The sequence below is a fragment of the Pyxidicoccus caerfyrddinensis genome (assembly GCF_010894405.1).
GTDB classification, from domain to species: Bacteria; Myxococcota; Myxococcia; order Myxococcales; family Myxococcaceae; genus Myxococcus; species Myxococcus caerfyrddinensis.
Genome location: NZ_JAAIYA010000020.1, coordinates 1 through 11,537, shown reverse-complemented (window position 1 = coordinate 11,537; position 11,537 = coordinate 1). Strand labels below are relative to the sequence as shown.

The 11,537-nt window shown below is 69.5% G+C and carries 9 protein-coding genes; 7 read left to right on the top strand and 2 right to left on the bottom strand.

Features of this window, described 5'->3' with window-relative positions:
• Positions 1–17: 17 nt before the first annotated feature.
• A complete protein-coding gene (locus G4D86_RS36620) occupies positions 18–2,108 on the bottom strand; it encodes a 3-hydroxyacyl-CoA dehydrogenase NAD-binding domain-containing protein (protein ID WP_163998781.1) in 2,091 nt (696 codons plus the stop codon).
• A 100-nt stretch (positions 2,109–2,208) separates the two neighbouring features.
• Here G4D86_RS36620 and G4D86_RS53975 point away from each other — a divergent pair, with 100 nt between their 5' ends.
• Together G4D86_RS53975 and G4D86_RS36610 are read left to right on the top strand one after the other, a co-directional pair.
• Positions 2,209–2,871, top strand: a complete 663-nt coding sequence (locus G4D86_RS53975) for a QsdR family transcriptional regulator (RefSeq protein WP_163998779.1) — start codon at positions 2,209–2,211, stop codon at positions 2,869–2,871.
• Positions 2,872–3,012: 141 nt separating this feature from the next.
• Positions 3,013–4,620 (top strand): patatin-like phospholipase family protein, encoded by a 1,608-nt coding sequence (locus G4D86_RS36610; protein WP_163998777.1) that lies wholly within the window; start codon positions 3,013–3,015, stop codon positions 4,618–4,620.
• Positions 4,621–4,697: 77 nt separating this feature from the next.
• On the opposite strand, the gene G4D86_RS36605 is transcribed toward G4D86_RS36610, so the two are convergent.
• The gene (locus G4D86_RS36605) at positions 4,698–4,964 is read right to left on the bottom strand and encodes a hypothetical protein (protein WP_163998775.1); all 267 of its coding nucleotides are present in this window, start codon (positions 4,962–4,964) and stop codon (positions 4,698–4,700) included.
• Between the two features lie 137 nt (positions 4,965–5,101).
• Between G4D86_RS36605 and G4D86_RS36600 the strand changes: the two genes are divergently transcribed.
• The 5 genes from G4D86_RS36600 (at position 5,102) to G4D86_RS36580 (ending at position 11,482) form a co-directional block, all read left to right on the top strand.
• Positions 5,102–7,117 carry a right-handed parallel beta-helix repeat-containing protein gene (locus G4D86_RS36600; protein WP_240360666.1) on the top strand — a complete coding sequence of 672 codons (2,016 nt, stop codon included), beginning with the start codon at positions 5,102–5,104 and terminating at the stop codon, positions 7,115–7,117.
• Between the two features lie 92 nt (positions 7,118–7,209).
• On the top strand, positions 7,210–7,758 hold the full coding sequence (locus G4D86_RS36595) for an SgcJ/EcaC family oxidoreductase (protein WP_163999022.1): 549 nt from the start codon (positions 7,210–7,212) through the stop codon (positions 7,756–7,758).
• A gap of 126 nt (positions 7,759–7,884) precedes the next feature.
• Positions 7,885–9,309 (top strand): lipase maturation factor family protein, encoded by a 1,425-nt coding sequence (locus G4D86_RS36590; protein WP_163998774.1) that lies wholly within the window; start codon positions 7,885–7,887, stop codon positions 9,307–9,309.
• Positions 9,310–9,521: 212 nt separating this feature from the next.
• Positions 9,522–10,715 carry a hypothetical protein gene (locus G4D86_RS36585; protein ID WP_163998772.1) on the top strand — a complete coding sequence of 398 codons (1,194 nt, stop codon included), beginning with the start codon at positions 9,522–9,524 and terminating at the stop codon, positions 10,713–10,715.
• A 371-nt stretch (positions 10,716–11,086) separates the two neighbouring features.
• Positions 11,087–11,482 carry a hypothetical protein gene (locus G4D86_RS36580; protein WP_240360665.1) on the top strand — a complete coding sequence of 132 codons (396 nt, stop codon included), beginning with the start codon at positions 11,087–11,089 and terminating at the stop codon, positions 11,480–11,482.
• Positions 11,483–11,537: the final 55 nt, after the last annotated feature.

The window sequence follows — 11,537 nt, the reverse complement described above, 5'->3', positions numbered from 1 at the left end:
AGTGTCTCCCGCATGAATCAGTTGAAGGTCTTGCCCTCGGCCGCGAGCCGGGCGAGCAGGGGCGCGGGCTGCCAGAACGCGCGGTGGCCGCGCGGGTTGGCCGCGAAGCCCTCCATCGCGCGCACCACGTTCATCAGCCCCACGGAGTCGGCGTAGAGCATCGGGCCGCCACGGAACACCGGGAAGCCGTAGCCCGTCAGGTAGACGAGGTCGATGTCCGAGGCGCGCTGGGCAATGCCCTCGTCCAGGATGCGCGCGCCCTCGTTCACCAGCGCGTAGACACACCGCTGGACGATTTCCTCGTCGCTCAGCTTGCGCGGCGCGACGCCCAGCTCCTGGCGGCACGCGTCGATGACCGCGTCCACCGCCGGGTCGTGCAGGGCATCGCGGCGGCCGGGCTCGTAGCGGTAGAAGCCGGAGCCGGTCTTCTGGCCGAAACGCCCCAGCTCGCACAGCCGGTCGGCGATGAGCACGCGCCGCATCTCCGGGCGCTCCGCGTACTGACGCTTGCGGATGGCCCAGCCGATGTCACCGCCCGCCAGGTCCGCCATCTTCAGCGGCCCCATCGCGAAGCCGAACGCCTCGATGGCGCCATCCACCTGCTGGGGCGAGGCGCCCTCCTCCAGCATCACCAGCGCCTCACGCTGGTACATGGCAATCATGCGGTTGCCGATGAAGCCGTCGCAGACGCCCGACACCACCGCGGTCTTCTTGATGCTCTTGGCGAGCTGCATGACGGTGGCGAGCACGTCGCTGCCGGTCTTCTCGCCGCGGATGACCTCCAGCAGCTTCATCACGTTGGCGGGGCTGAAGAAGTGCGCACCCACCACGTCCTGGGGCCGCCGCGTGAAGCCGGCAATCCGGTTCAGGTCGAGCGTGGAGGTGTTGCTCGCGAGGATTGCCCCCGGCTTGCAGACCTCGTCCAGCTTGCGGAACACCGCCTCCTTGACGGACAGCTCCTCGAACACCGCCTCGATGACGAGGTCGGCCTGGCGGAAGTCTTCGTAGGACAGCGTCGGCTTGAGCAGCGCGAGCCGCTGCTCCGCCTTGTCGGCCTTGAGCTTCCCCTTGGCGACCTGGCCCTCATAGATTTTGCGGATGGAGCCGAGCCCGCGCTCCAGCGCCTCCTGCTTCATCTCCAGGAGCACCACGGGGATGCCGGCGTTGAGGAAGTTGATGGCGATGCCGGTGCCCATGGTGCCGGCGCCGATGATGCCCACCGTCTGGATGGCGCGGACCGGCGTGTCCTCCCCCACCCCGGCCACCTTGGAGGCGGCACGCTCGGCGAAGAACGCGTGCCGCAGGGCGCGCGACTCGGAGGTCTGCATGAGGTTGACGAAGGCCTCGCGCTCCACCCGCAGGCCCTCGTCGAAGCCCTTCGTGACGGCGGCCTCAACGGCGTCCACGCACTTGAGCGGCGCGGGGAAGTTCTTCGACGCCGCCCCGACGGCCGTGCGGGCGTACAGGAAGAATGCCTCCGGCCTGGGGTGCGTCACGGTGACGTCTCGCACCCGCTTGAGCGGCCGGCCCTCCTCGATGACGACCCGGGCGAAGGCGAGCGCGCCCTCCAGCAGGTCTCCCTCGACGAAGTGGTCGAAGAGGGCGGTGCCCTTGAGCTGCTCGGAGGGGACGGTGGCGCCGGACACAATCATGTTGAGGGCCGCCTCCACGCCGACGAGGCGCGGCAGCCGCTGCGTGCCGCCCGCGCCGGGCAAGAGGCCCAGCTTCACCTCCGGCAGGGCAATCTGCGCCCCGGGCTGCGCCACGCGGTAGTGACAGCCGAGCGCGAGCTCCAGGCCGCCGCCCATGCACGCGCCACCGATGGCCGCGATGACCGGCCGTGAGGACGACTCCACGTAGTGGATGACGGTGCCCAGGTGGGGCTCGGCGAGCGCCTTCGGCGTGTTGAACTCGCGGATGTCCGCGCCGCCCGAGAAGGCCCGCTCAGAGCCGATGAGGATGACGGCCTTCACCGCCGGGTCGCCTTCCGCCTTCCGGAGCCCCTCCAGGATTCCGGCACGCACCGCGTGGCCAAGGCCGTTCACCGGCGGGTTGTCCAGGCGGATGACGGCCACACTGCCGTGCTGCGCGTAGTGGGTGCTGCTCATGTCAGCTCCTCTCTCGCAGCCGCGCGCCGCGAGCCGGGTGAGTCACTCCGTCAAAGTGACTCACGTTGAGTTTTCATGTCAAGACGGCTATTACCGATTCATGGCAACATCTCGACCCAGGGCCGCCGGCAGGAAGCGGCACGCGCCTCCGAAGGCGACCCGGCTGGCACGGGAGCTGGCGGGCGGAGGAGCGAAGGCGAAGGCCACGCCCCTGGACGCGTTCCAGCTGGCGCGGAAGAAGTGGCTGGCCGGGGAGCGCATCGACATCGGGGCGCTCGCGAAGGAGCTGGGCGTGGGGCGGGCGACGCTGTTCCGCTGGGTGGGCAGCCGCGAGCTGCTCATCGGCGAAATCATCTGGTCCTTCCAGGTGCCCTTCATGGAGAAGGCCCGGGCCGAGGTGAGGGGGCGCGGCGCGAAGGGCGCGGACTATGTGGCGGGCGTCAGCGAGCGGCTGATGGAGGGCATCCGCTCCTTCGCTCCGCTGCGCCGCTTCATCGAGAACGACCCCGAGTACGCACTGCGGGTGCTCACCTCGAAGAGCAGCACGGTGCAGAGCCGCAACGTGGAATTGGTGCGTGAGAACCTGATGGACCAGGTGGAGCGCGGGCACCTCACCCCGCCCCTGCCGATTGATACCCTCGCCTACGTCATCGTGCGCATCGGAGAGGCGTTCGTGTACGCGGATGTCATCAGCGGCCGTGAGCCGGCCATCGACCAGGCCGCCGCCGCCATCCTCGTGCTGCTCGGCGGCAAGCCGAGGTAGCGACCTGCCGCGTACGTGCGGGACGCGCCGCGTCCCCACCGCACGCAGTCTCCCGGGGCCTCACCGCCCCCTACCCGCGGAGACTCCAGGCGGAGGGGCCCACCTTCCCAGGCGGCATGGACGTTGCTGAAATGCCCCCGCATGAGCTCCGAATCCACGCTATCCACCTCGAAGCCCCACGGTCCGCTCGGACCCATCGCGGTGTCATTGTCCGGCGGCGGCTATCGCGCGGCGGCATTCCACCTGGGGACGCTGCGGTTCCTGGACACCGTGGGACTGCTGCCCGACGTGGTGGGGCTGTCCACCGTGTCCGGCGGAACACTCACCGGGCTGGCCTGGGTGGTGAGCCAGATTGACGGCAAGCCCTTCACGGAGTTCTACGACGGCTATTCGGCGTATCTGAAGCGGACCAACGTGATTGGCGAGGCGCTGGGCGAGCTCACCTCGAACCGCGACCACATCAGCCACAACTGGGCCAGCCTCATCCGCTCCGCCGCGGACGTGTATGCCCGGCCGGACTTCCTCGGGGAGCGGTGCTTCGGCGAGGTCCTCGGCGCGAGCGGGCTGCAGTTCCAGGAGGCCATCTTCAACTCCACCGAGTTCCACACCGGCCTGGACTTCCGCTTCCGGCGCAGCAACAACCCGGCCGCGCTCCTGGGCAACATCAACTACAAGCTGCCGCGCTCGGTGGCCCAGCACGTCCGGCTGGCGGACATCGCGGCCGCGTCGTCCTGCTTCCCCGGCGGCTTCGAGCCGCTGGTCTTCCCGCAGCAGTTCCACTGGCCCCAGGACTTCCCGCTCAGCGCCGCGCTCGGTGAGCTGGCGCCGGGCTTCAATGGCGGGCTGCCGCTGATGGATGGCGGCATCTACGACAACCAGGGCGTCGACAGCCTGATGCTGGCCTTCGAGGGGACGCCCAACCCGCCCACGCTGCTCATCTCGGACGTCAGCGTGCAGGAAGACGAGATCTACAACATCCCCGAGGACCCGACGAAGCGGGGCTGGGTGACGCTGAACGGCGTCTCGAGGATGGGCTGGGGGCTGTTCTTCCTGACGCTGGCCTGCGCGGCCATCCTGGCGTGGCATGGCTTCGAGGCCGCGCGCACGGGCACCTGGAGCCCCGAGGACTATTTCCTGTACCTGATGCCCGGTGCGCTGACCGCGTCCGTGGCGGCGGCGCTGGTCTGGGCCCACCGACGCCTGCATGACGTCAACGCGATGCTTCGCAAGACGTTGGACATGGACGCCTGGCCGTCGTTCATGAAGCTCACGGTGGCGGAGCTCGCGCAGATGCTGGTGCTGCGCGGCAGCTCGCTGCTGGCGCTGACCTCCAGCGTGTTCATGAAGCGGGTGCGGGGACTGGTGTTCGACCGCGTGTACCAGGCCCAGGACTTCAAGGACCGGCGGATGTCGAACCTCATCTACGCGCTCACGGTGAACCGTCCCCGCCTGTTCACCGAGTACCCGTGGCTGCAGCCCGGGCCGCACCTGGTGGCACTGTCCCAGCAGGCCTGTCAGATGCCCACCACGCTCTGGTTCAGCAATGCCAGCCAGTTCACCACGCTGGAGTCCGCCGGAGAGGCCACCGTCTGCTTCGTGTTGCTGCGCCACATCGTCGAGCACCGCAAGGGGCAGTACGAATCCGAGGGACAGCCGCTGTACGGCCTCTTCCAGCGGCTGCGCAAGGAGTGGGCGGGGTTCAACCAGGGCGTCCGCGCGCCCGAGGCCCAGCCCTCCGTCGCGGCCTAGCTTCCTGCCCCGACGACACAACGGCCCGCCCCGGATGTCCGAGGCGGGCCGTCGCACGTCCACGCGTGGGCTGGAGGTCAGTCCAGGTAGAAGCACTGCCACTGGTTGTGGGGGAAGTCCTGGCACATGCACCAGCCGGGCTGCCCATCGGGGAACTGACAGGACAGCTCGGAGAACGGACCACAGCCCCGGTTCTGGAGCTGCGAGCAGGGCGTCTCGAGCGCCGACGGGTCCTGCTGCAGCGCTGCGTCGTCCCCGCTGCTGTCGGGAACGGCCCCTCCGCCACAGCCCAGCAGCCCCATGGCGGAGACAACGAACGCGGACACGACGACACGTCGGAACATGCGTGAAACCCCTTTCACTCTGGTAGAAACGGGATGCACGCAGCATGGGACGCATCCGTCAAGTTTCGCGGAATTCTCCGCACGGCGCGATTCCAGTCGCCGCTTCGCGAGAGGTTATGAACCATCAGGCGCATCGGATGCTGGGGTGGACGGTCGGGCTGCTGGTGTGGGCCGGATGCAACGGGAGCGGAGACGGAGGGCCGCCAGAGGTTCTCGACACCCATGCGCCCTCCGTACCCGGCATGCTGCGCGCCGGCCCCGTCTCGAGCTCGGTGATCGCCCTGGCCTGGACGGCGAGCACCGACGATGTCGGCGTGACGGGCTACCGCATCGAGCGGTGCACGGGCGAGGGCTGCACCCACTTCGCGGTGGTGGGAACCCAGACGGGGTTCGCCCACCAGGATTCGAACCTCGCCGCGAGGACGCTCTACCGCTACCGGCTCTCCGCCTTCGACGCCGCGGGGAACGTCAGCGAGGCTTCCGCCCCCACCGAGGCAACCACCCTGGAGCTGGAGGCCCCCCCGGATGGAGGTACCGGCAGTGACGGCAATGCCACCGTGGCCGGCGAGGTCCGCCTTCCGTATCCGACGCTGAACCACCTGACGGTGGAGTGGGCTTTCAGCGGGGATGACAATGCCAATGGCCTGGTGACGGTGCGCTACCGGCCATCGGGCACCACGCCCTGGCGCGAGTCGCTGCCGCTGCGCCGCGTGCCCGCTGGCGGCAACGAAGGCCTCAGCTGGACCAGTCGCCACTCGGGCAGCGTGTTCGACCTGCAGCCGGGGACGACCTATGAGCTGGAGCTGACGCTCACGGACCCGGACGGTGGAGCGACGACGCGCACGGTGAGCGGCACCACCCGGGCGGTGCCGGCGGCCATGGCGGGCGCCCCGGTCAAGGCGGTGACGCCCGGCACGTTCGCCACCGTCACCGCGAGCGCCCAGCCGGGTGACGTCCTGGAGTTCGGCGCGGGAATCTACAGCGGCTTCGACTGGTCCCGGAGTGGCACCGCCGGCAAGCCCATCGTCCTTCGTGGCACCGCGGGCGCCGTCGTCAACGGGCCGCTCAACGTCTTCAACCAGAGCTACGTGCACCTCGTAGGGCTCACGGTGAACGGGCGCATCCGCTTCAATGGCTCGAACCACCTCGCCATCACCCGCTGCACCGTCAACGCCAGCGCCAGCTCCGGGGGCGACGGCATCGTGACGTACCTCCGGGCGGAGAACGCCTATATCGCCGACAACGTGGTGACGGGCCTCACCACCTGGGCCGAGTCGTCGCTGGGCGTGAACGGCAACAACCTGGGCGAGGGAATCGCCGTCACAGGCCCCGGGCACGTCATCCAGCACAACCGGGTCACCGGCTTCCGCGATGGCATCTCCCTGCTGGAGGACGGCGAGGCGGTGGACCAGTTCAGCATCGACATCCTGAACAATGACCTCCGGGAGAATGCGGACGACGGCATCGAGGCGGACTTCTGCTTCCACAACTGCCGCATCGTGCGCAACCGCCTGACCAACAACTTCATCGCGCTGTCATCGCAGCCAGGGCTCGGCGGGCCCACCTGGTTCGTGCGCAACGTCGTCTACAACCCGGTCCACATCGCCTTCAAGCTCTACCGCGGCAGCACCGGTGACGTGCTCCTCCACAACACGGTGGTGAAGAACGGCGATGCGCTGGGAATCTACGCGGGCCGGCCGGTGGCCCACCTCTACTCGCGCAACAACCTGTTCCTCGGCGGGCCAGGCGGCACCTTCAATGGCTACAGCAGCGGCTCCGGGCGCGCGCTGCACATCCCCGACCTGGTGACCACCAACTCCAGCCTGGACCATGATGGCTTCGGCTCCACCACGGGCGAGCTCACTGGCAGTTGGGGAAGCACCCGCTTCACCAACCTCAGCACGCTGCGCGCCAGCACCAGCGAGAAGAGCGCCGTACAGGTGGACCTCGGCGTCTTCGCCGCCAGCGTCGCCTACCCGGCCGCGCCGATGACGCAGTACGCGGCGCCCGACCTGCGCGTCCGCGCGGGCTCGTCCGCGGAGAACGCGGGCCAGGTCCTTCCAGGCATCACGGATGGCTTCAGCGGCGCCGCGCCGGACCTCGGGGCTCATGAGGTGGGCGCCGCGCTGCCGGTGTACGGGCCAAGGCCCTGAGCTTCGCGGCGCGCAGCCTTCACGGAGCCCCCGAGCGGAGTCATGCTGCCCTTCGAACCGAGAACCATCCTGGCGCCCCTGGAGGCCGTGTGATTCGAGCCTATTTCTCCCCCGTGACTGTCGTTGCCGTGTTCCTGACCCTCGCCCTCTCCCCCCTGGCCGGTGCGGCCCCGGCCGGAGCGCGCACGCAGGACGAAGCGGCCCTCCGCAAGCTCGTGGCCGAGCAGACCGAGGCCTGGAACCGCCAGGATGCGGCGGCGTGGAGCAAGGACTTCGCCGAAGACGCCGAGTTCATCAACATCGTCGGCACCATCTTCAGCGGCCGCGCCGAAATCGAGAAGCGCCACGCCTTCGTCTTCGGCACCCTCTTCAAGGGCAGCCGGAGCGAGGTGACGGTGCGCAAGCTCCTCTTCCTCGACGCAGGCGTGGCGGTGGTCGACACGGAGCACCAGGTGACTGGCTACGCCGGGCTGCCTCCCGGCGTGCAGGCCACCACGCCGGGCGTGCTGCGAACCCAGATGCGGTACGTGCTGAAGAAGACCCGCGGCCGGTGGCTCATCGTCGCGGGCCAGAACACCGACGTGAAGCCCGCGCCCGCGCCTGTCCCGGCTGGGGGCTCGCCGGTACCTGCCGGACATTGACGGCAGGCACATGGGAGCACGGCCCGGGCAGGCGCGTGCCTCCCGCGCCGCCCTGGCGCCAGGGCGTCACCGGGTCGGCGCGCCGCCACTCCCGAAGGTGCACGAGCACGGCCATAGCGTTGAGCAATGCCTGAGTGGTTCCATGCATCGGACGCCTGGCTTGCGCGGCTCGTGCTCCAGCGGGGCCTGGGACTCGGCTACCTCCTCGCCTTCCTCGTCGCGCTGGAACAATTCCGACCGCTGCTCGGGGAGAAGGGCCTCCTCCCCGTCCCGAGCTACCTCACCCGGGTGCGCTTTCTCGACGCGCCGAGCGTGTTCCACTTCCGGTACTCCGACCGCCTGCTGGTCGTGGTCGCGCTCGCAGGCATCGGCCTGTCGCTCACCCTCGTGCTCGGGCTTCCCGACGCGTGGCCGGTGCCCCTCACGATGGCCGTCTGGCTCGTGCTCTGGGCGCTCTACCTCTCCATCGTCAACGTCGGGCAGACCTTCTATTCCTTCGGCTGGGAGTCGCTCCTCCTTGAGGCCGGCTTCCTCGCCGCGTTCCTCGGCCCGGCGTGGAGCGCGGTGCCCGCCCCGCTCCTCTGGCTCTTCCGCTGGCTGCTGTTCCGCGTCGAGTTCGGGGCAGGGCTCATCAAGCTGCGCGGAGACCCCTGCTGGCGCGACCTCTCCTGCCTCGACTACCACCACGAGACGCAGCCGATGCCGAACCCGCTCTCCTGGTACTTCCACCGCCTGCCCGCGCCGCTGCACCGGGCCGAGGTGCTCGGGAGCCACTTCGCCCAGCTCGTCGCGCCCGTCCTTCTCTTCTTCCCACAGCCCATCGCCACCTTCGCGGGGCTCTTCATCGCGCTCACCCAGGCGTGGCTCCTCCTGAGCGGCAACTACTCCTGGCTCAACTTCGTCACCATCGTCCTCGCCTTCTCCGCCTTCGACGACTCCGTGCTCGCGCGGGTGCTGCCGCTCGAGCGTGCCGGGACGACGGTCGTCCCCTGGCACGAGGCGCTCGTCCTCGCGGTCTCCGCGCTCATCGTCGCGCTCTCCTACCGTCCCGCGCGCAACCTCTTCTCACGGGAGCAGGTGATGAACGCCAGCTTCGAGCCGCTGCGCCTCGTGAACACGTATGGGGCCTTCGGCAGTATCACCCGCGAGCGCTACGAGGTCGTCGTCGAAGGCACGAGCGACGAGCGCATCACCCCGGACACGCAGTGGCGTGAGTACGAGTTCCGGGGCAAGCCGACCGACCCGAAGCGGCGACCGCCACAGTGGGCGCCGTACCACCTGCGGCTCGACTGGCTCATGTGGTTCGCCGCGCTCTCGCCGGCGTATGCGCCCAGGTGGTTCCGGCCGTTCCTGGTGAAGCTCCTCCAGAACGACCCGGCGACGCTCCGCCTGCTGCGGCGCAACCCCTTCCCTCAACACCCGCCGCGCGCGGTCCGGGCGACCCTCTACCGCTACCGCTTCACGACCTGGAAGGAGCGGCGCGACACGGGCGCATGGTGGGAGCGCACGCGCCTGGGCGAGTACCACCCTCCGATGATGCTCCTCGGCTGACGGCCCGACACGCCCCGCGCGGAAACGACAGACGTACGGCCGAAGCGGAAGTCGCGTCACGCGCGCCGTTGGCCTTCACGCGGAAAGTATCCGCGACGCACCGACCCTGGCCCGTTGAAACCGACACATCAATTCACGTACCCGTGCCCCTCCCCGAAGTTCTGGGGAGACACCAACCAACACGCGTGTACCAACATCTGGGAGACGACATCGTGACTTCTCATGACCTGGGAGTTGCATCTGTAAATCAGTGGCGATGGAGTGCAATCCTGCTGGCGGCAATGGTGGGCTGCGGTCAGGAAACGAAGGCGCCGGTCGCCGCGCCGGAGCAGGAGGCCCTCCAGGTGGCACAGCAACAGGCCGCGCTGCTGTCGCCGCCCGCCGGGTGTACGGAAATCACCCTGGGCGAGCTCCAGAACGGCATCGAGCTGACGCCCGTGCTGTACGGCTCGCAGCCGACGTATCGCGGTGAGTTCTCGAACCTGGGGGACCCCGCGGTCGCGGACCTCGCTCGCATCCGGCTGGACGTGAATACGGCGCCGGGGCTCCATGACCTGGCCGCGGGCGGTACCAACCTCTTCACGTGCGAGCAGTGCGTGTGGGGCCTCCAGGACTCCGGGACGACGGGACAGAAGATGTTCGTCGCCGAGTCGGGCGCGCTGCTGCTCGCGCTCAAGGTCTCCCCGCAGCAGACGGTGGGCGCGCTCTCCAACGTCGTCCTGCGTGAGTCGGTGGCGGCGGCGCCGCTGTCCGCCCCGTACACCGGAAGCGCAGCGGTGGCGGGGGGCGAGTGCCGGTGGATTCGCTTCGCGACGTGGAACACGGTCCGCGCCGGAGGGTGTGACCCGCGTGAGGGCTCGCTGACGGCGAACCTGCCGGGCCACACCTGCGTCGCCAACGACTACGCGGCCGACGACGGCACGCTGGAGAAGTCGCTCGGCACGAAGACGCAGGGCGAGGCGTGCACGTACACGGCGGCGAGTGAGAACGCGCTTGCGTCCACGGACTGCGCGCGGGGCTACGCCTGCACCGACGCCTATACCGACGCGCCGCAGTGCCTGGCCACGTGCGACTACATGGCGGCGGACCCCGGCTGCCCGAGCGGCACCGTGTGCGGCGTCTACGGCCTGTGCAACGCGCAGTCGGTCATGGAGCCCATCGGCTTTGCCTTCGACCCCGCGCTCATCGGGGAGACATGCAGCGTCGGCTTCGCCGAGTTCTGCGGCGTCGAGGGCGCGCGAGGCGTCTGCCTGGACCTGACGGGCTCGGGGCGGGGCGTGTGCCGCCGCTATGCGCGCGCGCGCTCGGAGTGTGGCCCCGGTGAGGAGCTCGGCTACGTCAGCTACGGGCGTCCCGGCGGAGGGAACGACCGGACCTACGGGTTCTGCTACCCGGACGGCCTGTAGGCCAGGCCGCAACCTGCCCGGGTGCTGACAGGCCCGGGCAGACGCAAGGCCCGGGTGTCCCCGCACGCGAGGGCTGGACGACATGAGCCTGCCCCCTGGGGCGGGGGAGCCTGGCATGCGGTGCCACGTTGCGTGGCCCGTGTGCCGCTCCCCACCTTCTCCGCACAGGACTCACGGCAGAGGAGGCCATCATGTTCTCGTCCAGACTTCCGTCGGTGCTCGCTGTCTCGGCGGCGCTGTGCTTCGCGGTCGGCTGCTCCAAGAGTGCAACGACCTCTCAGCAGTACCCTCCAGAGACAGAGGCTACCGCCTCGAAGGAGGCCCCACCCCAGGAGCCACTCCGCCCGCCTCAGCTCGAGCATGACTGCCCCATGATTGTCCCCGGGGCCCAGGCGCGAGCGGAGGACACGCCTGAAGGCGTGGCCCTCACCATCGTCACCTCCGAGGAAGACCAGGTGGCGGACGTGCGCGAGCTCAGCCGCCAGCTGATGCAGCGGCAGCAGGAGCGCGGCACGGCGGGGCGCCGGGGAGAGGCTCAGCCGCCCGGGGTCGAATACAAGAACATGGGTGGCAGTGGCCTCCCGGGCTCGGCGGGTGCGCCGAGTGTTCCGTCCGCTGCCCGTATCGAGGACGTCCCGAGCGGAGTCGTCATCACCTACAGAGCCAGCGACCCCAAGCATCAGGACCGGCTGAGCGAGGAGATCCACAGGAACGCGGAGCAGATGACACCGGGTCAGTGCCCGGGGATGGCGCCTCCGGAGCCCTGAGGGCGCGGGCGCCGCTGGCAGGGAGCCCGGCGCCCGCTCAGCCCATCCGCCCGCG